Consider the following 20,244-nt stretch of genomic DNA (forward strand, 5'->3'; position numbering starts at 1 on the left):
CCCGTCGCCGGCGCTCTGGTCGGACTCCTCGCGGGGCTCTACCCCTCCCTGCGCGCCGCCCGCATGGAACCCGTCGACGCCCTCCGCGCCCCTTCGTGAGGCGCGCCGGCCGCCTTCGCGCGATGTCGCTCGCGTCTCTTCCGGGCCGGGGAAGCCCCGGCCCGGAAGAGACGCGGTCTCGCGCCGCGGCGGTCGCACGGCACCTTCCCGATCACGGCCGAGGTGACGACGGCGGGCGGAACGAGAACACGATGGCGGGAACACCACGGTGAACGGCGCGGATGCGGATTTCGAGGAGTTCGTCTCCGCGCGCGGTCAGCGGCTGCTCAAAGTCGCCTGGCTGCTGACGGGTGACGCGCACCTGGCGGAGGACCTGCTGCAGACGGCGCTGGCGAAGGTCTGGCCGAGATGGGGCTCCATCGCCGAGGGGAATCCGGAGGCGTACGTTCGCAAGGCCCTGGTCAACACGCATCTGTCGTGGTGGCAGCGACGCTGGCGCGGTGAGCTGCCGCACGCGCACGACCACCTGACGGCGCTGGCGGGCCCCGGCGCGGCGGCCGGCGACCCCTTCGCCTCCGTGGACCTGGAGCAGTCCCTGTCGGACGCCATACGGCTGTTGCCGCCGCGGCAGCGGGCCGTCGTCGTATTGCGCTATTTCGAGGATCTGAGCGTGGAGGAGACCGCACGAGTGCTGGGGTGCCGGCCGGGCACGGTCAAGAGTCACACGTCCAAGGCGCTGGCCATGCTGCGCACCCGGCTGGTGGCCGTACCGGCCCTGGCGGAGGGCGGTGAGCGGCATGCACAGCGAGCCTGAGAAGGAGCCGCCGCGGATGGAAGCGGATCTCCCGGTACTTCTCGACCGCATCCTGCCCCGACTGACCCTGCCCTCCGATCGGTTGGCGCAGGTCAGACGGCGTGTCCGGCAACGCAGGCGGCGCAGGCGGGCGGCCGCGACCGCGTCGGCGCTCGCCGTGGGATGCGCGGTCGTCGGGACCGTTCTCTGGCCGGCGGCCTTCGGCCCGGGGCACCGCGCCACACCGGATGTCCCTTCCGCGGCGAGTCGGGAGTACGCGCCGGTGCGCCTCCAGGCCCCCCTGGAGGGCGTGACGATGTACCTGCCGACGACGTGGCACGGTCTGTCCCTCAGGGACGGCTACGGAACCGCCGCCGGTTTTGTGTCGTCCCAGGCGCTCCGTTCCCCGGGAACCGGTAGGTGTTCCAGGATCACCGATGCGGTGGTGAGCGAGTGCCCGCCTCTCGCCGGCCTGGACACGGACGGTGTGCTGATCACGTTCCTGCGGAGCGAGGCGGGCGGGAGCGGCGATGCCGTGCTGCCGACGAGAGGGGTGCTCGTCCCCGCCGACGAGCACTGCCGTCTCATCGGCGGCGACGCCCAGATGACCGGCTCGGCGCGGAATGACGCGGCGAACTCCGTGGAGGGCCCTGACATAAGGATCGATGTCTGCCTGAGGAAGCCGTCGGAGGAGACGCTTTCGACGGTGGACAAGATCCTGACCCTGGCGTTCTCCGCGCGCGGCAGGTGACCGCCCGGCGGAAGAAGCGCGGTGGGCCCGGTTCGGCGGCGCGCGGTGAGAGGCCGCCCCGTACACGCGGGGCGGCGGCCTCTTCCGCTCACGGTGAAGGCCGCGAGTACGGGCCGGCGCCGGGCGCCGGCGGGTGACGACGGAATCTCAGGTGGTGTGCCCCGGCGTCTGCCTGATGCCGTCGACGATGGCGCGGGCGGTGATGGCGTCGGTGTAGCGCACGGTGCCGGGCTTCATCGTGACGCCGTACTCGGAGACCTCCTTGACCTGCACCGAGCGCTCGCCGAGGAAGACATGGGTCTTCTTGTCGAAGATCCACTCCTCCCGCGTGCCGCTCGTCTCGTCCAGCCGGGCCACCGCGACGCCGTGGCGGCCGATCGCGTCCTGGGCGTCGTTCACCACGACGACGCCCGGGATCTTCGCGGCCGTCTTGAACAGCGCCGAGTAGAGCTCGGCCGGCGGGTAGCTCTCGCCGAGCAGGTCGCCGATGGTGGTGAAGGCCTGCTGGTCCGGGGTGTTGCCCTGCCCCTTGGTCTCCTTGTAGATCAGCTTCAGCAGCTGGTCGGGGTCGGTGGGCAGGGTGGCCAGGTAGTCGTACGACGGGGCGCCGATGTGCGCCTTGAAGGGGTTGCCCTGCTCGTCGGGCAGGCTCAGGGTCTCGCCCTCGGGGCCGTCGTTGACGGAGGGGTCGATCAGCCAGCCCTTGGTGCCGTCGGCGGACTTCCAGATCTGGCGCTTGTGCAGGGGGTGGCCGGCGAGGCTGCTCTTGTCGTCGACCGTCTTGACGAAGGTCTGGGCCGCCTGGGACTCGATGTAGACGTACTGGCCCGGCTTCATCGTCGGCCGGGATCCCTCCGCCGCCACCAGCGAGATCTGCTCGAGCAGCTGCGGGACGCCCTTGGTGGTCGGCGTGCCGAGCTGCGTGGTCAGCGCCGGCCCGGTGGCGACATCGCCGGGGTTCGCGCCGGCACCGCCGTTCAACGCCGAGCCGACGACGATCGCGCCGGTCGCGGCGAGGGCGGCCACGGGCAGCGCGATCGCCGGACGCGGCAGCCGGAAGCCCCGCCTCCGCGGCCGGGCGGTGCCGGTGCCCGTCGCGTGCTCTTCCCGCCGCAGGTCCTGCTGGATGTGGGCCATCAGACGCTCCTTGTGGAACTGGTGACGGCCCGTCGGCAGATCGCGTCCAGTCTGGGGCAGGAGAGCGGCGCTCTCCTGCCACTCGGCCGGACTCTGCCGGGACTGATTCGCTTTCATCGGTTCCCTCCCGATACGGGCCGGATCGCGTTGATACGGTCTCCTCTTGGCTGTCGATCCGGCCGGCCGGGTTCCCTGTTCCCGGGGACGGATTTCTCCGTGTTCCCCTCGGTCCGCCGCCCGTCGGACCAGACCCGCGCGCCGTCCCGGACGGAGGGATCCGCGAGTTCGGCCTCGGTGAGCTTGCGCAGCTTGGCCCGGGCCCGGGAGAGGCGGGAGCGGACCGTGCCGACGGCGATGCCCAGCGCCTCGGCCGCGGCCGTGTACTCCAGCCCCTCCCACAGGCAGAGGGTCAGGACCTCGCGCTCGGGCCTGCGCAGTGCGGCGAGGGCGCGCAGGGCCGCGGCGATACGCCGCCGGTCGTCGAGCCGGCCCGCCACCTCGTCGGCGTGGTCGGGCAGGGCCGTCTCGGCCCGGGCGGCCGCGATCGCGGCCGCCCGGTAGCGCCGATTGCTGCGGTAGTGGGCGCGAGCGATATTGGTCGCGACGCCCAGCACCCACGGGCGCAGGGAGCCGCCCTCGGCGTCGACCCGGTCGCGCAGCCGCCACGCCTCCATGAAGGTCTCCGCCATCACGTCCTCGGCCGCGGACCAGTCGGCGGTGAGGCGGAAGGCGTGGTTGTAGACGGCGCGGGCATGGCCGTCGTACAACTCGGCGAACGCACGGGGATCCCCGGCCCGTATTCGGGTACGCATGTCTGGGCTCACGCCTGTTAGCTGCCTTCCCTCCCGCCCGGGTTCCCGTGATCCGCGTCACGCGGCGGTCAAGGGGGAGGCCGTGAAACGCCTGCCGGAGTGGCCGGTGCGGTTCAACGGCCGGTCGGCGCACCGCGAGCGGGGCGATGCGGCGCCCACGTCCCGCGGGCCGTGGCGAGTTCACGGGGGAGGCGTGTGTGAGACGGGTCACGGACGGCTCGCGCAGCGCGCAAGCCCCGAGCCGGCGGCCCGGGGCTTGCGCGGGGGAAGGGGAGCGGGGTGGCTACGCGGTGGTGCGGTAGGCGCGGTAGACCGTCTGCTTCACGGTGTTGCCGTGGGCGTCTGTGAGCACGACGCGCAGCGAGACGGTGCCCGGGCGGGCGGGATGGCGCAGTTCGAGCCGCTCGCGGTCGGCGACCTTGGCCGGCTTCCACGTCCTGCCGCCGTCATAGGAGACCGAGAACGCCAGCTTGCGCGCGGTGCGGACGTCGGCCGCGCCCTCGACCGTGAACGGGACGGTGAAGGCCCTACCCGCCTTGGCCGTGCTGGCCGCCCGGAGCTCCGGCGCGAAGCGCACCGCGGACAGCGGCAGCCACGCCATAGTGTCCCCCGGCACGTGGGCGGAGCGGAAGGTCCACTCGGCCGTCACCCGGGTGCTGACCGCGGACAGCGCCGCGGGGCGGGAGACGTCCGTGGTGAGCCGGTAGGCCCGCGCCCCGGCGGGGAGGGTGTGCGTGTCGCCGTTCAGGGGTGTGTCCGAGGTGAACACGCGGGTGCCGTCGGCGTACAGCGCGCTCTTGGCCCTGGTGTAGTCGGAGACGCCCACATGGCCCGCGCCGTCGGAGAACAGCGGCACATAGGCGCTGAAGTCGTCGCCGAGACGGACCGCGCCCGACGCCTCCCCATCCGCGCGGTAGAGGTGCGGACCGAAGACGCCGATGTTGAACCGCTGCGTGTACGACCTGCCCGCGGTGTAGGACCTGGCCCGGGTGACGGTCTGGCTGCCCTCCCACAGCGGATTGCCGTCCTCGCCCGGGGCGCCGTGCTGGTTGACGGCGTACCGCCACTTCACGCCCGGCAGGACGTAGTCGGTGACGGTGCGCGGCAAGGCGCCGTCCTCCGGGAAGAAGTCGAACCAGGAGCCGTTGGGCGTCAGGGGCGCGGCGCTGAGGCTGCCGGTCTTGCCCGCCGCGGGCGCGCCGACGGTGAGGGCGAGCCTGGCGAAGTTCCCGGGGCGCAGCTTCGTGGTGAAGCCGGCGAGGTCGCCGGTGCGGTTCCAGGCCGGCCGGTAGTTCACCGCACCGTGCCGCCACGTCCCGTTGTACTGCGCGAACGCCTCGCCGGCGGGCAGCCGGGCCCCGAGCTGCCCGACCCGCAGGTTGCCGAAGCGGTCCATGGCGTAGGTGGCGGTGTAGCCCGCTCCGTCGATGTCGACGCCGAAGTTGAGTGTGGCGTCGGTGTGCTTCGCCGCGCCGTCGGGCACCGTGATCCGCACGGGCTTGGCCTTGCGGGCGTCCATGACCAGCGTGGTGTCCCGGGTCAGCGCGAACTTCGGGTGCAGCAGCAGGGCCAGCTTCCCGTCGCCGGGGTCCGTCCCGGTGGAGACGCGGCCCTCGAGGGTGTAGCGGCCCTTGGGCAGCCGTACCGTGAACTCCCCGTCCGCGGGGTCGGAGTAGTCCCGCCAGATGTCGCCGTCCAGGCCGTAGACGCCCGTCGTGGAGTCTCCGGTGGGCTTGCCCCGCAGATCCAGGTGCCTGATCGTGAGGTCGTACGACTCGGGCTCGCGGTTCACGCCGACGGCGGTCCGCACGGTGGTGTCCCCGGCGGTCGCGGTCACCGAGCCGCCGAACGCGCCGTCGGCCGTGCCCGCGCGGGTGTCGGCGGTCACGGTGGCGGTGGCGGTGCCGCCCGCCGGGATCGAGAGCCGCTTCGGGGAGACGTCGAACATGCCCTCGGCGGCCGGCTTCCCGTCCTCGCCGAACGCCTCGGTCGCCAGGTCGAGGGTGACGGGCCGGTCGCCGTCGTTGCGGTAGGTGATCTCCTTGGTGACGGGCTCGTCGTCCGTGTGCGGCCACCTGGCGGTGCCGAAGCCCAGCGAGGTGGGGCCGCCGGTCACCTGCTGACGCAGGGCCCGCGCGACGTCGGTGCGCCCGGTGCCCTGCGCGAACGCGGAGAGCCCGGGGGTGGCCGCGGCGGAACCGGTGAGGACGGCCTTGATCCGCTCGCCGGTCCAGTCGGGGTGCTGCTGGGCGAGGATCGCGGCGGCACCCGCCACATGCGGGGTGGCCATCGAGGTGCCGCTCATCGACACATAGCCGTCGGCTGCCGGGTCGCCCTCCACGCCTTCCGCGGCCTTCGCGGCGACGATGTCCACGCCGGGGGCGGTGAGGTCGGGTTTGAGGGAGTCGTCGGCGGCGGGTCCGCGGCTGGAGAACTCGGCGATGGCGTCCGCCCGGTCCACCGCCCCCACGGTGAGCGCGGCGGCGGCGCTGCCCGGGGAACCGATGGTGGCGGCGGTGGGGCCGCTGTTGCCGGCGGCGACGACGAAGAGGGTGCCGGTCTTTTCCGACAGCTCGTTCACGGCCTGCTCGACCGGGTCGGTTTCCGGGGTGTCGTCGCCGCCGAGGCTGAGGTTGACCACCTTCGCGCCCTGGGCGACGGCCCACTGCATGCCGGCGATGATGTCGGAGGCGTTGCCCGAGCCGCTGTCGTCGAGGACCTTGCCGCTGATCAGGCGGGCGCCGGGTGCGACGCCCTTGTACTTCCCGCCCGACCGGGCCCCGGAGCCCGCGACGGTCGACGCCACGTGCGTGCCGTGGCCCACGCGGTCCACGGTGTCCGGTGACGCGGAGAAGTTCTTCTGGGTGCCGACGCGGTCCTCGAGGTCCGGGTGCGTCGCGTCCACCCCGGTGTCCAGCACCGCGACGGTGACGCCCGTGCCGTCGTAGCCGGCCGCCCAGGCGGTGGGGGCGCCGATCTGTGCCGTGCTGCGGTCCAGACTCGCCGAGACCTTGCCGTCGAGCCAGATCCTCTCGACCTTCGCCGAGGTGGCGGCGGCCGCCGACCGCGCGCTCGCGCCGCTGCCGGTGAGGCTCCGCCACAGCTCCGCGGTCTCGGACTTGCGGGCCCGCAGGGCGTCGCCGTTGACGCTGGGCAGGTTCCGGGTGATCCGGGCGCCGGAGTCGGACAGCGCGCGCGCCGCGCCGGAGCCGCCCTCGGCGTAGGTGACGATGAGCGGCAGGTCGGGCCGTGAGGAATCGTCGTATCCGAACCTCACCAGCCGTGTCACGTCGAAGAGTTGCCGGTCGGCGGTGCCGTCCGCGATCAGCCTCTCGGCATCGCGCGGCACGGCGAGGGTGTGCCCGTCGGCCGCGCGGGATATGCGGAAGGCCATGCCCTCCCGGCCCTTGGCCGCCGTGACGCCGACGACCTCGCCGGCGGCGTTCAGGGTCACCCTGTCGCCGGTGACGAGGGTGACCGTCCGCCTGGTGGCGTCGGAGCCCGCGCCGAACACGGCCCCGGGACGCACACCGGTACGGGAGGTGTCGCCGGCCGGCGCGGCCTGGGCGGAGCCGACCGTTCCGCTCAGCAGGGCCGTGGCGACGGCGAGGGCGGTGAGCGGGAGGAACGCCGCAGCCGGCGATCGTTTCTCGTGTCTCAAGGCATGCCTTTCTTTCCGGGCAAGGCGAAGCGGCCGGGTCCTGGCCGCACGACGCGGTCCCCTGTTACTTGTCGGCCGCGCCCGCCGGGTTCCCGGTTTCCCCGGACCGGTTTCCCGGGACTCCCGTTCCCGCCGGGAAAGCGGAAGGGCCCCGCGTCGCGGGGCCCTTCGGTGTCTGCCGGGTCGTGCTACTTGGTGAAGTAGAAGTACTTCCAGGCGCCGTACGTCGTGGAGTTGACGTTGTCGCCGGAGGAGCCGTTGACGTACGAGGCGCGCATCCGCATCCGGTAGCCGGTGTCGTGCGGGCCGAGCAGGGTCACCGTGGACTTGCCGTTGGTGCCGAGCGCGAAGTACTGCGATCCCGCGTCGCGCCACTTGCCCTGGAAGTAGACCTCCAGGTTCAGCCGCTGCGAGCGGTTCTTGTAGTACGTCATGGTCGTGGTGAAGACCGGGTCGGTCTTCCGGTGGAAGTACGCGTACGAGGTCGAGCCGATCTTCGCCGTCTTGTACTGCTGGGAGATCGCCGTGGAGACCTTGACCCTGGCGTAGGCGGTGATCTTCACCGTCTTGTCGGCCGAGCGGGCGTCGCCCTTGAAGACCGCGGTGACGGTGGTGTCGCGGGTCATGTCGACCGTGGCGGACAGGTTGCCCTTGGAATTGACCTTGCCGGTCTTCAGGAGCTTCTTCGGCTTGTCCGAGCCGTAGGGGTCGGCCCAGAGCTCGACCGTGCGGTTCTTGTACGTGGAACCGAGGTGGGCGGTGAAGGACACGTCGGTGCCGTAGTTGTAGACGCTCTTGTTGTGGTTGAGCGTCAGGGTGGTGGCGTTGCGCGACACGGCGACGGTGTCCTTGCCCGACGCCGGGGCGTGGGTGGCGTCACCGGCGTACTGCGCGGTGTAGGTGACGTTGCCGCCGGCCGGCGGCGTGTCGGTGAAGGAGAACGCGCCGGTGGACCCGACCGTCTTCGTACCGAGCGACTTGCCCTTGGGCGAGTCGATGTCGGTGCGGGTGATGGTGACCTTCGAGCCGGACGGGAAGGACCTGTCGGAGGTCAGCTTGCCGGTGACGCTGAGCTTCTTGGCGCGGGTGGCCTTGGCCGGGGCCGAGACGCTCACCTTGACCGGGTAGCGGGCGGCGTCGTTGAGGACGCGCAGGTGGATGCCGCTGTTGCCGTCCGCGATGGCGAACAGCCTGCTGCCGTCGGGGGCCCAGGCGAGGCCCTGGCTGCGGATGGTGTCGCCGCCCGAGGCGTACTGGTCGTAGGTGTAGGTCCGGTAGGGCGTCGTCGTGCCGGGCTTGAAGACGGAGATGTCCGTGTCGTACCAGTTGAACGTGGACACGGCGACCGTGCCGTCCGGTGCGATCGCGGCACCGTTGGGGTTGCCGGCCTCGACCGGGTAACCGCCGGTGCGGGTGAGGTCGTCGGTGTTGATCGCCGTCGCCGCGTAGGGCATTTCGCCGGAGGCGGCGACGATCTTCTTGGCGTCGGCGCTGAGCGCGAAGTCGTTCATGTAGTTCGCGGCCTCGGACGGCATGCCCTCCTTGCGCAGCACGGGGGCTCCGGAGGACACGTCGTACACGGAGAGACCCGACCAGTTGCCGTGGATGCCGAACACGAGGGTGTTCCCGGCCGCCTCCAGTTCGGGGGCGTCGCCGAGGTACAGGCCCGGGAGCTGGTCGAGCGCGATCTCGGGGGTGCCCAGCGAGGGGTCGAAGGAGCCCAGGTGGTGGGCGGTCTCCTGTCGATACGCGAACCAGACCCGTCCGCCCGCGACCGCCAGGGTCTGCGGGTCGGTGTTCTCGCCGATCGGGTGGCGCGCGGCCTCGGTGGCGGTGGACGTCGCGATGGCCACGACGGAGTCGTCACCCGGAACGGCCGCGTAGACGGTGCCGGAGTCGGGCGTGATCGCCAGGTCCCGCACTCCCGGGAGGTTGGGGACGGTCGCCACGACCTTGCCCGCGTAGTCGGTGACGACGACCTTGTTGCCGTCCGGATCGCTGATGTAGACCCGCTGGTGGAGCCCGTCCACGGCGATGTCGCCGTACGAGGAGATCGACAGGGCCGTGCTGGAGTCCGCCGCGGCGGGACCCATGGTGCCCGCGGCTATGGCCGTCGAGCTGAAGAGGACCGCGAGCACGGTCGACATGGTGCGCATGCGCACGTTGTTTCCTACCCCCACGAAGAAACCCGGTGGACGGACCGGGTGATGAGTCGGGCCGCGCGACACCCGAACTCCGTCCGTGTGCGGACGACATGCGGGGCGCGGCTGCATGCGCAGCGTATGTCATCGGTGTGACAGTTGAGGAGGGGATTAACGGGAGTTACCCGCCGCCCGTCGACTTCGCCTCGCGTCACCCGCGCCCGTATCCGCGCCCGTATCCGCGCCCGCCGCGAGCCGTCGGGCGGCTCACCAGCCGACGTGACGTGCGTCCCGCTCGCCGACGGGGGGTTCGCCGCCGGCCTCGGTGAAGGCCTGGAGGGCTTCGACGAGGTGGCGGCGCTGTCCCACCGGCATCGCGTCGACGATGCGGGCGATCTCGGCCCGGCGGCGCTCTGTGACGTCGCTCACGGTGCGCCGCCCGGTCCCGGTGAGGGAGATGACGGTGGTGCGCCGGTCGGTGGGGGAGGCGTCGCGCGCGACCATGTCGATCGCGACGAGGCGGTCGAGCATCCGCAGCGCCGTGGAGGGCTGCACGCCCAGCTCCGCGGCGAGCTGCGAGAGGTTGAGCGGCCCGCGCGTCTCCAGGACGACCAGCATGCGCAGTTGCGGCAGGGTGAGGGCGTCCTCCACCGCGGCGAGCGAGCGGGCGGAGACCGCCACGAGGAGCCGGGAGGCGGTCAGCAGGGCGCCGACCATCTCCTCGGCCTCGCTCCCGGAGCCGTCGGTGCCGGAGGGGGAGCAGTCGTACGGAGCGCGGGAGCCGGTGGCCATGGCTCCTTTCTACCGCTCCCCCGGTCCCGTACGGGCGTGTACGGCACTCAGGTGAAGCGTTGCCGCGGCGGGAACCCGCGCCGAGGCGAAGCCGTTGAACCCATTGGGCAAAGGAATCGTCAAGGGGCGCGGCCCGCGCCGGAATGAGCAGGGAGATCCCATGGGTGTCAGCCTTTCCAAGGGCGGCAATGTCTCGCTGACGAAGGAGGCCCCGGGACTGACCGCGGTCACCGTCGGTCTGGGCTGGGACATCCGTACGACCACCGGCACCGACTTCGACCTCGACGCGAGCGCGCTCCTGGTCAGCGCCGAAGGCAAGGTCGTCTCGGACAAGCACTTCGTGTTCTTCAACAACCTGAAGAGCCCGGAGGGCTCGGTGGAGCACACCGGCGACAACCTCACCGGCGAGGGTGAGGGCGACGACGAGCAGGTGAAGGTGAACCTGACCACCGTGCCGGCCGAGGTCGACAAGATCGTCTTCCCGGTGTCGATCTACGACGCAGAGAGCCGCCAGCAGTCGTTCGGCCAGGTCCGCAACGCCTTCATCCGCGTGGTCAACCAGGCCGACAGCAACGAACTCGCCCGCTACGACCTGTCCGAGGACGCGTCGACCGAGACGGCGATGGTCTTCGGCGAGCTGTACCGCAACGGCGCCGAGTGGAAGTTCCGCGCCGTCGGCCAGGGCTACGCCTCGGGCCTGCGCGGCATCGCGCAGGACTTCGGCGTCAACCTGTGAGGTAGCCGGACGCCCGGCAGCACGGGCGGGTACGACAGAGGGCCGCGTGGCGCATGCCGCGCGGCCCTCTTCCGCTGTGCGGCCGGGCCGTGCGGGCGGGAGGCGCGGACGCGCCGATCAGGCGACGCGCGCCGCGAGCTCCTTGGCCTTGGCGGCGGCCTGCTCGTGGGCCTTGGCGCGGGAGGCGTCGGAGGCCTCGATCAGGCCGGACATGGCCGGGACCGCGCGGGCGAGGGTCAGCTCGGGGACGATGAACTCGACGTTCGTGATGCCGAGGCAGCCCTCCAGGACCTTCTCCAGGTACCTGGTCACGAACTCGAAGTCCTCGCGCGGGGTGCCGGGGCCGTAGCCGCCGCCGCGGCTGGCCACCACGACGACCGGGGTGTCCGCGGCGGAGGGCCGCTCGCCCGCGGTGCGGCCCAGGATGATCACCTGGTCGAGCCAGGCCTTGAGGGTGCTGGGGATCGAGAAGTTGTACATCGGCGCGCTGATCAGCAGGGCGTCCGCCCGCTCGAGCTCGTCGGCCAGTTCGCTGCGCAGCGGGTGCTCGGCGCCGGCCACGTAGTGGGTCGCGTCGATGTGCGGCACGGGCTCGGCGTTGAGGTCGCGGTAGATCACGACGCCTCCCGGGTGCTGGGCCTCCCATTCCTTGCGGAAGGAGTTGGTCACGTCGCGGGACGTGGAAGCGTCGGAAGGCCAGATGGACGAGTCGATGTGCAGCAGCGTGGGCATGGGGGTGCCTCTACTTCCGTAAAGTTCGGAGTGAACAATTCGTTCGGAGCTATTGCTATCATAGGACCTTACTTTTCTGCAGTAGGTGATGACAAGCCGGGTACCCTTGTGTCCATGGGACAGGGGATTGGGCAGGCCGGACACGACGCGCGGCAGTGCGCCAGCGTCGACAACGCGATGACGCGCGTCTTCGCGATCCTCGGAAAGCGCTGGAGCGGCCTGATCGTCTCGGTGCTCACGCAGCAGCCGGCGTACTTCGCCGAGCTGCGTCGCGCCATCCCCAAGATCAGCGAGCGGATGCTCTCCGACCGGCTCACGGAGCTCGGTGAGGCGGGCATCGTGGTCCGCGAGGTGGACCCGGGGCCCCCGCTGCGGGTGAGCTACCGGCTCACCGAGGCGGGGGAGGCGCTCGGTCCGGCTCTGGGGGAGCTGGGTTCGTGGGCCGAGAGGTATCTGCCCGACGGCGCGAGCGCCTGCTCGGAAGGCGGCGCCGGAGCCTGAGGGCGCGAGCGGACGGGGCCGGTCCGGCCTCGGCTCGGCACCCCCGGCCTCGGGACCAACAGCCTCGGCCGCAGGTCAGCAGTTCCGTCTCGAGGTCAACGATCTCGGCCGAGGGCCGGCAGTCCCGGCTTGAGGTCGACAGCCTCGGTCCCCGCTCGGCGACCCCGTCTCAGGCCGGTGGCGCCGCGTCGTTGAAGCGGGTCAGGTAGGCGGCGAACCGCTCCAGGTCGGCGTCCTCCCAGTCCGCCAGCCTGCCGCGCACACTGCGCCGGGCGGCGCGTGTCGCCTCCGCGAGCACGGTCGCTCCCGCCGCGGTCGGCAGCAGCACCTGGACGCGCTGGTCGGAGGGGTGGGTGCGCCGCTCGACGAAACCCAGCCGTTCCAGGGCGGCCACCTGGCGGCTGACCGTCGACTTGTCGAGCAGGAACGCCTCCGCCAGATCCGTGGCCCGGCAGTCCGGCCGGTCGCTCATGTACGCCAGCAGCGTGTACGAGACCAGCGACAGCTGCGGATGCATACGGGCGGCCGAGGCGCGGGCCCGGCGGGCGAACGCGACCAACTCGCGGTGGATGGTCTCGATGGACGCGTCTTTGCGGGCCTGCATGCCTGTAGATTACATCCGGCCGGATCGGGGTGATTTCCGGTCATTCGCTCCAACGGTCAGGTGGGCAGCGGCAACTCGAACCAGACGACCTTGCCGACCGCCTTGCGGCTGGTGCCCCAGCGCCGGGAGAGGTTGCTGACCAGGGCCAGACCGCGGCCCTCCTCGTCTTCGGCGTCCGCGCGGCGCAGCTGCGGCAGGTTGTGGTCGTCGTCGCTGACCTCGACCAGCAGTTTGCCGACCCGCATCAGCCGCAGCGACACCTCGTGCGAGGCGGCCCGCAGCGCGTTGGTCACCAGCTCGCTGACCAGTAGTTCGGTCAGATCGCTCAGGCCCTCCAGCCCCCAGCGCGTCAGTTGCTCACGGGTGAGCGCGCGGGCCCTCCGGACGTCGGACAGGTCCATCGACAGCCGCCACTCGGCGACGTCCTCGGGCGGGATGCCCTGGAAGTTGGCGACCAGCAGTGCCACGTCGTCGCGGCGGTCGTCGGAGTGGACACGGCTGAGGATCTGCTCGCAGACGTCCTCGGGGGTCTGCTGCGGCTCGATGACATTGGAGCAGAGCGCCGCCAGACCGGCGTCTATCCCCTGGCCGCGCACCTCCACCAGCCCGTCGGTGCACAGCACCAGCCAACTGCCGTCCGGTACGGGGATCTCCACCGTCTCGAAGGGCACACCGCCGACCCCGATCGGGGCGCCCTTGGGGATCTGCAGCAGTTCGCTGCGGCCGTCGTGCCGCGCCAGCACCGGCGGGATGTGGCCGGCGTTGGCGAGGGTCAGGGTGCGATGGATCGGGTCGTAGACCGCGTACACGCAGGTCGCCAGATGCTCGGCACCGAGCCGGTGGGCGAGGTTGTCCAGATGCCGCAGCAGCTGCGCGGGCGGCAGGTCCAGCGCGGCCATCGTGATCACGGAGGTGCGGAACTGGCCCATCACGGCCGCCGACAGCAGGCCGTGGCCCATCACATCGCCGACGATCAGCGCCACGCGGCCGCCCGGCAGCTGGATGGCGTCGAACCAGTCGCCGCCGACCTGCGCCTGGCGGTCGCCGGGCATGTAGCGGTGGGCGATCCGCACCCCGGGGATGCGGGGCGGGCGGGTCGGCATCATGCTGCGCTGCAGGGTCGCCGCGGCGCGCGACTCCAGTCGGTGCAGCCGGGCGTTGTCCAGATGCACCGCGCCGCGCGCGGCGACCTCGGCGGCGGTCGCGGCGTCCTTGGCGTCGAAGGGGCGGCGGCCCGGGTGGCGCAGGAAGCACATCCGGCCCAGCACGGTGCCGCGCGCGGTCAGCGGCACGACGATCATCGACCGGTCGGGCAGCAGGGGGCCGAGCCCGGGAACGCCGAGGTCGAGCGCGATGTCCTGGGCGAGCGCGGGATCTATCACCGGTACGAGCAGCGGTTCGCCGAGCCGCGGGGTGGAGTCGGCGGGCAGCGGGATCAGCTCGCCCTCCGGCAGGGCGGCCGCCCAGGTGCCGGGCGTGAGGTCGGTGTGGGCCACGGCCACCCGGCGGGCGACGATCGTGGCCCCGGTGAGGTCGTCCTTCGGCGGATCGGTGTCGGAGAACAGCTGGTCGACGACGAGGATCGCGGCGAAGTCGGCGAACCGCGGCACGGTGACGGAGCACAGCTCCCGGGCGGTCGTCGCCAGGTCGAGGGTCGTGCCGACCTTGGCGCCGGACTCGCGCAGCAGGGCGAGCTGCTCGTCCAGGACGTGGCCGGGGGCGAGCGAGACGGCGGGGGCGGTCACGGGGGCGAGCACCGGGGGCGCGACGTCGCCGCGCGGGCCGGGCAGCAGCTCCCGGCGCGGGGCGGGCCGGGTGGGGCGGGCCGTGCGGCCGGTGGCGGGGTTCGCGGCGGGCGGAGCCGAGGTCGTCCCGTGCTCCTCGGGCAGCACGGGGAGCAGCACCGTGCCGTCCACCTCCACCGCCGGATAGCCCAGGGGCACGATCTGACGGACCATCCGGTCCAGCCGTCCCGCGCTGACCCGGGGGAGCACCGAGCCCAGCCGGCCGGCCAGGTGCTCGGCGTGCGCGGGGTCGGCGACCGGAGCGAGGCGCGGGGTGATGCGGACACCGCCGCGGGCGGTGGTGCCGTCGGCGGTGTAGGGGAGCAGCCGGTCGCCGAGCGCGAGGCGCGGCCCGGTGTCGCGCAGCGGCCGGGCGTTGGCCGCGATCACCAGCAGGCTGCGGCCGGCCGGCTCCATGATGCGGTAGGACCACCACACCACGTCCTTGACGCCGCCGTCGCGGTCCGTGGTCGGCAGCGCGCCGGCCCAGGCGGACCGGGTGAGGTCGTCGAGCACCTCCAGGGCGTCCTGTTCCCCGGGGTGCCGGCCCGCGGTGTGGGGCAGCAGTCCGGCCGCCGGGCGGCCGAACACGCCTTCCCAGCGGTGGCCGAAGAGCTCCTCGGCGCCGCGGTTCCAGTACGAGATGTCGCCGTCGGGGCCGACGCAGAGCACTGCGAGGCGTACGAGCGCGGAGACACCGGTGGCTGCGAGCGGGGTCGTGGTCGTGGGGAGCCTGGTCATCTCGTCCAACGTCGGGCACCTGGGGTTCGGCTGCGGTTCGGCGCGGAAGGCTGAAAGAGCATCAGGGTCGTGTCTTCACCGTCCAGGCAAGCATGAAACATCGGACGCGGTCCGGTAAATGGCTAGATTGCCCCCAGGAGTGACCAACCGGGCATGGCCCATGGGGAGGAAGACCACGTGGAGCAGAGGGTTCCGCATATCGCGGGGTTCGCGAGGTGGCCGCACGACGGTGCTCCCAAGGAGGAGGGCAAGGCGCTGCGGGCGTCGGTGCCGCGCGAGGCGCACGCCGCGTTCGCGCCGGGCGCCGACCGGCCGGGGGCGGTGGCGGCGGTACGGGAGTCCGGCCGGGGGCGCATCCCCGGGCTCGTCCCGCTGCGGGTGGGGCGGATGGCGGCGAGCCCGTTCGCCTTCATGCGCGGCTCGGCCGGGCTGATGGCGGCCGACCTGGCGGGCGGTCCGGTCACCGGCATCGGCGCCCAGATCTGCGGTGACGCGCACGCCGGCAACTTCGGGCTGTACGGGGACCACCTCGGCCGGCTGGTCATGGACATCAACGACTTCGACGAGACCGCGCACGGCCCGTGGGAGTGGGACGTCAAGCGGCTCGCCGCCTCGCTCGTGCTGGCCGGGCGCGAGGCGGGGGCCGGTGAGGACGAGTGCCGCGGCGCCGCCTTCGACGCGGTGGGCGCGTACCGGCGCACCATGCGGCTGCTGGCGAAGATGCCGGTGCTGGACGCCTGGCACGCCATCGCGGACGAGGAGTTGGTCGCCCACGCCGACGCCCGCGACCTGGCGGGCACGCTGCGCCGGGTCGCCGAGAAGGCACGCGGCAACACCAGCGCCCGGTTCGCGGCCCGGGCGACGGAGGAGACCGAGGGCGGCGGCCGCCGCTTCGTGGACGCGCCGCCGGTGCTGCGGCGGGTGCCGGCCGAGGAGGCGGCGGCGGTCGCGGGCGCCCTGTCGGAGGGCGGCTACCTGGCGACGATCGGTGCGGACCGGCGACCGCTGCTGGCCCGGTACGCGGTGCACGACGTGGCGTTCCGGGTGGTCGGGACGGGCAGCGTGGGCACCCGGTCGTACGTGGTGCTGCTCCTGGACCACCTCGGGCAGCCGCTGGTGCTCCAGGTGAAGGAGGCACGGCCCTCGGCGCTGCTGCCGTACCTGGGGAAGTCCGGCTTCGACGCGCCCCCGGTGGAGCACGAGGGACGGCGCGTGGTGCTGGGCCAGAAACGCATGCAGGTCGTCAGCGACAGCCTGCTGGGCTGGGCCGACGTGGACGGACGGCCGTACCAGGTGCGGCAGTTCCGCAACCGCAAGGGCAGCGTCGACCCGGCGGAGCTGCAGGCCGGCCTGATAGACGACTACGCGCGGATGACGGGCGCGCTGCTGGCCCGGGCGCACGCGCACTCCGCGGACCCGCGGCTGATCGCGGGCTACTGCGGCAAGGGCGAGCAGCTGGACGAGGCGATGGCGGCCTTCGCGGTGGCGTACGCGGACCGGACCGAGGCGGACCACGCCGAGCTGGTCGCGGAGGTGCGGGCCGGGCGGATCGCGGCGGAATCGGGCGTCTGAGGGCGCGGGCGGCGGTGTGTTCGGGGCGGGCCGGAGGCCGGACCCTGTGACCGGCGCCCTCCACTCCTCGTAGGCTGGACCGGTGACGAATTCCTCCGGCACCGAGTCGGCCGCCGCATCCACTTCCGAACCCCAGGACCGGCTGGCCCAGGCGGTGCGCGCCGCCGAGCGGGCCCTGATCGAGTTCGAGATCGCGGTGGAGACCTTCAGGGTGGAGGTCGACAACTTCTCGCGGCTGCACCACCAGAAGCTCGGCCCGATGTACGCCCGGCTCGACGAGCTCGACGCACTGATCGCCGAGGCGGTCGCCGCCAAGAGCGGGGACCGCGACGACATCCAGCGCGCCTGGGAGGCGCGCGCCCTCGTGATGCCGATGCCGGGGGTGGAGGAGCTCTTCGAGGGGTTGCTCGGCTCGGACGGGGTCCGGCCCCAGGAGGAGCCCAACCCGCCGCGCCGGGTGCGGCCGGGCAAGGAGGCGCAGCGCCTCTACCGCGAGCTGGTCCGCAAGGCGCACCCGGACCTGGCGCAGGACGAGGCGGAGGTCGAGCGCCGGAGCGAGTTCATCGCCCGGGTCAACGAGGCCTACACCTACGCGGACGAGGAGCGGCTGCGCGAGCTCGCGGAGGAGTGGGAGGCCGGGCCGGTCCCGGAGGAGGAGCAGCCCAGCGAGGCCGAGGTGCTGTACGCGCGGCTGGAGTGGCTGGCACAGCGCAAGGAGCAGCTCGCCCTGCTCGCCGACGAGCTGGAGGGCAGCGCGATCGCCCAGATGATGAAGCTCGCGCCGGACGACCCGGACGGGCTGCTCAACGAGATCGCGGAGAACCTCCTCAACCAGGTGGCCAACCGCGAGGCCCGGCTGGCGGAGCTGGTGCGCTCCTCGAAGGGGTCCGAGTAGCGGGTCGGGTACGTTCGATGTGCACGCCCTGACCGAAGGAGTCCGTTCCCATGTTCTACGCCCAGCTGCCCGCGGTGGACGCCGCGCAGATTCCGGCCGGCGGTTACCTGCTCGACGTCCGTGAGCACGACGAGTGGGACGCCGGGCATGCCGAGGGCGCGGTGCACATCCCCATGGGCGAGGTCGTCGCCCGCATCGAGGAGGTCCCGGCGGACCGCCGGGTGCACGTGGTGTGCCGGGTCGGCGGCCGTTCGGCGCAGGTCGCCCAGTACCTGATCGCGCAGGGGCTCGACGCGGTGAACGTCGACGGGGGCATGCTCGGCTGGGCGGCCGCCGGCCGGCCGCTGGTGACGGACGGCGCGGGCCCGGCCCACGTGCTCTGAAGGCTTCCGCGGGGCCGGGCGCGCGCGTTCGTGGGGGCGTGTCTCCCGGCCCTCAGGCCTCGGCGGCCAGCAGGTCGCCCAGTTCCTCCTCGTGGGCCGCGGCCGGGCCGAGCGAGAGTTCCAGCTGCTTGGCCCAGGCGTGGTAGCGGTGCAGCGGGTAGTCGGTGTCGGCGCCGAAGCCGCCGTGCAGGTGCTGGGCCGTCTGCACCACTCGCCGTACGCCCTCCGAGGCCCAGATCTTGGCGACCGCCACATCGGCGGGCTCCAGCCGCCAGGCGGCCTGCCAGCAGGTGACCTCCATCGCCCGCAGGTCGATGTAGCGGTCGGCGGACTGCATCGCCACCGCCTGGAAGGTGGCCAGCGGGTGCCCGAACTGCTCGCGCTTGCCCGTGTACGCCCCGGTCATGCGCAGGACGGCGGTGCCGAGCCCGAGCGCCAGGGCGCACGTGCCGGTGGTCAGCAGCCGGCGCAGCCGGTCCCAGGCGCCGTCGGCGGTGATCACGTCGCCGGCGGGGACCTGGACCCCGTCCAGCCGCAGCTCGGCGTAGCGCTCCCCGCTGGTCGAGATCTGCTCGGCCGCGATGACCGCCTCGCGGGGGACGAGCGCCAGGACGGTGCGGCCCCCGGGGGCGGAGGCCGGGACGAGGACGAGGTCGGCGTACGGGACCCAGGGGACGGCGGTCTGGACGCCGTCGAGCAGCCAGCCGGGGGCGGCGCCCTTCGTCCCGTCCGCGGGCCGCGCGGTGACGGCGAGCTCCGCCCCGTCGTGGCCGGTGCGGCCCGCGGAGGCGACGGTGAGCACGAGGTCGCCTCTGCCGACCGCGGGCAGCAGCCGGGCCCGCAGCTCCTCGGGGCCGTCGGTCTGTACGGCCAGCGCGGCGGCGCAGGTCTCCAGCAGCGGCACCCGGGCCAGTACGGCCCCTGCCTCGCGCAGCACCAGGCACAGCGCGACCGGGTCGAGCCCGGCCCCGCCGTACGCCTCGTCGAGCACCAGGCCCAGCAGGTCCGCCGCGGCCAGACGGCGCCACAGCGGGCGGTCGAAGTCCTCGGCGACCGCCCCGGCGGTCAGCGCGGGGCTCGGCACGGCGTCGGGTGCCACGCCGGAGAACACCGCCCGTGCCGCCTCGACGGCCGCCGTCTGCTCCTCGCTGAAGCCGAAGTCCATGGCCGGGCCTCCCGGACGAGTCGATTCCGACGGCGATTCCGACGGGGATTCTGACGGTGTGTCAGATTAGACGGGGTGGGCCGGGAAGTCCACATCCGTGGCGCCCGGGGCCCCGCGGATGCCCGCGATGACCGGGACGGCTGTACCGCGTGCGTGTGGCATGAGTACCGTTCCGTGCTGAGCGAAACACGGGGAACAGGAGCGAAGGACCATGGAGCCACCCGAGGAGTCCGGCGGACCGGCCGGGATAGCCGCGCTGTCGCCGCCCGCGCGGGTCGCGGTCGCGCTGGCGCTGGCCGCGGCGGCGGTGGGCGTCGCGGTGCACCTCCTCCTGGTCTTCCTGCACGTCGCGCCGGAGAACACGGCCACCAAGCAGCACGGTGAGCTGGTCGGCAGCTACATCTACCCCGAGTTCGAGCAGAACTGGAAGCTCTTCGCGCCCAACCCTCTCCAGCAGAACATCCACGTGTGGGCGCGCGCCGAGGTCCACAAGGACGACGGGTCGAACGCGGTGACCGGCTGGGTCGACCTCACGGCCATGGACATAGCCGACATCAGGCACAACATCGCCCCCAGCCACACCCAGCAGAACGAACTGCGCCGCGCGTGGACCTTCTACGCCGCCAGCCACGGCGAGAACGGCAAGGCCATCGGCGTGCGCGGCGAGCTGAGCAGGCAGTATCTGCAGCGCATCGTCGAGCACCGGTTCGGGCCCCGGCTCAACGGCGGCGAGGTCGTCCGCGTCCAGGTGCGGACCGGCACCACGGCCGTCGCCGCGCCCTCGTGGAGCCCGGAGAAGATCGACACCCGGACCGTCTTCCGGGTGCTGCCCTGGTGGAGTTCCGACGTGGCGGACGAGAACGAGGAGGGCGCCTCGTGAGCGAGCCCACGATCGAGCCCACGACCGAGCCCACGACCGAGCCGGTGAACCGGGCCGTAGGCGAGCCCGGCGGCGAGTCCGGCGGCGAAACCGTGCCCGTGCCGGCGGCCGGGCCGGTGCGCGCGCCCGCCGCCCGCCGTCCCGTTCCCGCCCCCGTCCCGTCG

General features: G+C 72.7%; 17 protein-coding genes. 8 read left to right on the forward strand and 9 right to left on the reverse strand.

What is annotated here, in order from left to right; translation table 11 throughout:
• Positions 1-268: 268 nt before the first annotated feature.
• Both AB0F62_RS08825 and AB0F62_RS08830 read left to right on the forward strand, forming a co-directional pair.
• A complete protein-coding gene (locus tag AB0F62_RS08825; RefSeq protein WP_361794036.1) occupies positions 269-814 on the forward strand; it encodes a SigE family RNA polymerase sigma factor in 546 nt (181 codons plus the stop codon).
• 16 nt (positions 815-830) lie between these two features.
• Positions 831-1,544 carry a hypothetical protein gene (locus AB0F62_RS08830; protein WP_361794039.1) on the forward strand — a complete coding sequence of 238 codons (714 nt, stop codon included), beginning with the start codon at positions 831-833 and terminating at the stop codon, positions 1,542-1,544.
• A 147-nt stretch (positions 1,545-1,691) separates the two neighbouring features.
• Here AB0F62_RS08830 and AB0F62_RS08835 read toward each other — a convergent pair whose 3' ends face one another.
• The 5 genes from AB0F62_RS08835 to AB0F62_RS08855 form a co-directional block, all read right to left on the reverse strand.
• Entirely contained in the window at positions 1,692-2,798 is a 1,107-nt protein-coding gene (locus AB0F62_RS08835; RefSeq protein WP_361794042.1) for a CU044_5270 family protein, read from the reverse strand.
• Complete coding sequence (locus AB0F62_RS08840) at positions 2,795-3,493, reverse strand: RNA polymerase sigma factor (RefSeq protein ID WP_361794045.1); 699 nt, start codon at positions 3,491-3,493, stop codon at positions 2,795-2,797. Before AB0F62_RS08840 ends, AB0F62_RS08835 begins: the two co-directional genes overlap by 4 nt.
• 283 nt (positions 3,494-3,776) lie before the next feature.
• Positions 3,777-7,154, reverse strand: a complete 3,378-nt coding sequence (locus AB0F62_RS08845) for a S8 family peptidase (RefSeq protein WP_361794048.1) — start codon at positions 7,152-7,154, stop codon at positions 3,777-3,779.
• Positions 7,155-7,342: 188 nt separating this feature from the next.
• Complete coding sequence (locus AB0F62_RS08850) at positions 7,343-9,310, reverse strand: Ig-like domain repeat protein (protein WP_361794051.1); 1,968 nt, start codon at positions 9,308-9,310, stop codon at positions 7,343-7,345.
• A 252-nt stretch (positions 9,311-9,562) separates the two neighbouring features.
• On the reverse strand, positions 9,563-10,087 hold the full coding sequence (locus AB0F62_RS08855) for a MarR family transcriptional regulator (RefSeq protein WP_361794054.1): 525 nt from the start codon (positions 10,085-10,087) through the stop codon (positions 9,563-9,565).
• Between the two features lie 160 nt (positions 10,088-10,247).
• On the opposite strand from AB0F62_RS08855, the gene AB0F62_RS08860 reads away from it, so the two are divergent.
• Positions 10,248-10,823 carry a TerD family protein gene (locus tag AB0F62_RS08860; RefSeq protein ID WP_361794057.1) on the forward strand — a complete coding sequence of 192 codons (576 nt, stop codon included), beginning with the start codon at positions 10,248-10,250 and terminating at the stop codon, positions 10,821-10,823.
• 117 nt (positions 10,824-10,940) lie between these two features.
• Here AB0F62_RS08860 and AB0F62_RS08865 read toward each other — a convergent pair whose 3' ends face one another.
• Positions 10,941-11,555 carry an NAD(P)H-dependent oxidoreductase gene (locus AB0F62_RS08865; RefSeq protein WP_361794060.1) on the reverse strand — a complete coding sequence of 205 codons (615 nt, stop codon included), beginning with the start codon at positions 11,553-11,555 and terminating at the stop codon, positions 10,941-10,943.
• Between the two features lie 114 nt (positions 11,556-11,669).
• On the opposite strand from AB0F62_RS08865, the gene AB0F62_RS08870 reads away from it, so the two are divergent.
• The gene (locus AB0F62_RS08870; RefSeq protein ID WP_361794063.1) at positions 11,670-12,056 is read left to right on the forward strand and encodes a helix-turn-helix domain-containing protein; all 387 of its coding nucleotides are present in this window, start codon (positions 11,670-11,672) and stop codon (positions 12,054-12,056) included.
• Positions 12,057-12,225: 169 nt separating this feature from the next.
• Here the strand turns inward: AB0F62_RS08870 and AB0F62_RS08875 are convergent, their stop codons facing one another.
• On the reverse strand, positions 12,226-12,660 hold the full coding sequence (locus AB0F62_RS08875; RefSeq protein ID WP_361794066.1) for a MarR family winged helix-turn-helix transcriptional regulator: 435 nt from the start codon (positions 12,658-12,660) through the stop codon (positions 12,226-12,228).
• A gap of 56 nt (positions 12,661-12,716) precedes the next feature.
• Positions 12,717-15,185: a SpoIIE family protein phosphatase gene (locus AB0F62_RS08880; protein ID WP_361794069.1), complete on the reverse strand. Its 2,469-nt coding sequence runs from the start codon at positions 15,183-15,185 to the stop codon at positions 12,717-12,719.
• Positions 15,186-15,338: 153 nt separating this feature from the next.
• On the opposite strand from AB0F62_RS08880, the gene AB0F62_RS08885 reads away from it, so the two are divergent.
• The 3 genes from AB0F62_RS08885 to AB0F62_RS08895 all read left to right on the forward strand — a co-directional run bounded on the left by AB0F62_RS08885 (position 15,339) and on the right by AB0F62_RS08895 (position 18,035).
• Positions 15,339-16,757, forward strand: a complete 1,419-nt coding sequence (locus AB0F62_RS08885; protein ID WP_361794072.1) for a DUF2252 domain-containing protein — start codon at positions 15,339-15,341, stop codon at positions 16,755-16,757.
• Between the two features lie 82 nt (positions 16,758-16,839).
• Positions 16,840-17,652, forward strand: coding sequence for a hypothetical protein (locus AB0F62_RS08890; protein WP_361794075.1), 813 nt, complete (start codon positions 16,840-16,842; stop codon positions 17,650-17,652).
• Between the two features lie 50 nt (positions 17,653-17,702).
• On the forward strand, positions 17,703-18,035 hold the full coding sequence (locus AB0F62_RS08895) for a rhodanese-like domain-containing protein (protein WP_361794078.1): 333 nt from the start codon (positions 17,703-17,705) through the stop codon (positions 18,033-18,035).
• Between the two features lie 52 nt (positions 18,036-18,087).
• Here the strand turns inward: AB0F62_RS08895 and AB0F62_RS08900 are convergent, their stop codons facing one another.
• Positions 18,088-19,200: an acyl-CoA dehydrogenase family protein gene (locus AB0F62_RS08900; RefSeq protein ID WP_361794081.1), complete on the reverse strand. Its 1,113-nt coding sequence runs from the start codon at positions 19,198-19,200 to the stop codon at positions 18,088-18,090.
• 211 nt (positions 19,201-19,411) lie between these two features.
• On the opposite strand from AB0F62_RS08900, the gene AB0F62_RS08905 reads away from it, so the two are divergent.
• Positions 19,412-20,080: a DUF5819 family protein gene (locus AB0F62_RS08905; RefSeq protein WP_361794084.1), complete on the forward strand. Its 669-nt coding sequence runs from the start codon at positions 19,412-19,414 to the stop codon at positions 20,078-20,080.
• Positions 20,081-20,244 lie beyond the last annotated feature (164 nt).

The organism is Streptomyces sp. NPDC026673, assembly GCF_040638135.1.
Classification (GTDB): domain Bacteria; phylum Actinomycetota; class Actinomycetes; order Streptomycetales; family Streptomycetaceae; genus Actinacidiphila.

Coding starts and splice junctions, on each gene's coding strand:
- AB0F62_RS08830 (WP_361794039.1), top strand. CDS start 831: ATGGAAGCGGATCTCCCGGTACTTCTCGACCGCATCCTGCCCCGACTG.
- AB0F62_RS08835 (WP_361794042.1), bottom strand. CDS start 2,798: ATGAAAGCGAATCAGTCCCGGCAGAGTCCGGCCGAGTGGCAGGAGAGC.
- AB0F62_RS08840 (WP_361794045.1), bottom strand. CDS start 3,493: ATGCGTACCCGAATACGGGCCGGGGATCCCCGTGCGTTCGCCGAGTTG.
- AB0F62_RS08850 (WP_361794051.1), bottom strand. CDS start 9,310: ATGCGCACCATGTCGACCGTGCTCGCGGTCCTCTTCAGCTCGACGGCC.
- AB0F62_RS08855 (WP_361794054.1), bottom strand. CDS start 10,087: ATGGCCACCGGCTCCCGCGCTCCGTACGACTGCTCCCCCTCCGGCACC.
- AB0F62_RS08860 (WP_361794057.1), top strand. CDS start 10,248: ATGGGTGTCAGCCTTTCCAAGGGCGGCAATGTCTCGCTGACGAAGGAG.
- AB0F62_RS08865 (WP_361794060.1), bottom strand. CDS start 11,555: ATGCCCACGCTGCTGCACATCGACTCGTCCATCTGGCCTTCCGACGCT.
- AB0F62_RS08870 (WP_361794063.1), top strand. CDS start 11,670: ATGGGACAGGGGATTGGGCAGGCCGGACACGACGCGCGGCAGTGCGCC.
- AB0F62_RS08875 (WP_361794066.1), bottom strand. CDS start 12,660: ATGCAGGCCCGCAAAGACGCGTCCATCGAGACCATCCACCGCGAGTTG.
- AB0F62_RS08880 (WP_361794069.1), bottom strand. CDS start 15,185: ATGACCAGGCTCCCCACGACCACGACCCCGCTCGCAGCCACCGGTGTC.
- AB0F62_RS08885 (WP_361794072.1), top strand. CDS start 15,339: ATGGCCCATGGGGAGGAAGACCACGTGGAGCAGAGGGTTCCGCATATC.
- AB0F62_RS08895 (WP_361794078.1), top strand. CDS start 17,703: ATGTTCTACGCCCAGCTGCCCGCGGTGGACGCCGCGCAGATTCCGGCC.
- AB0F62_RS08900 (WP_361794081.1), bottom strand. CDS start 19,200: ATGGACTTCGGCTTCAGCGAGGAGCAGACGGCGGCCGTCGAGGCGGCA.
- AB0F62_RS08905 (WP_361794084.1), top strand. CDS start 19,412: ATGGAGCCACCCGAGGAGTCCGGCGGACCGGCCGGGATAGCCGCGCTG.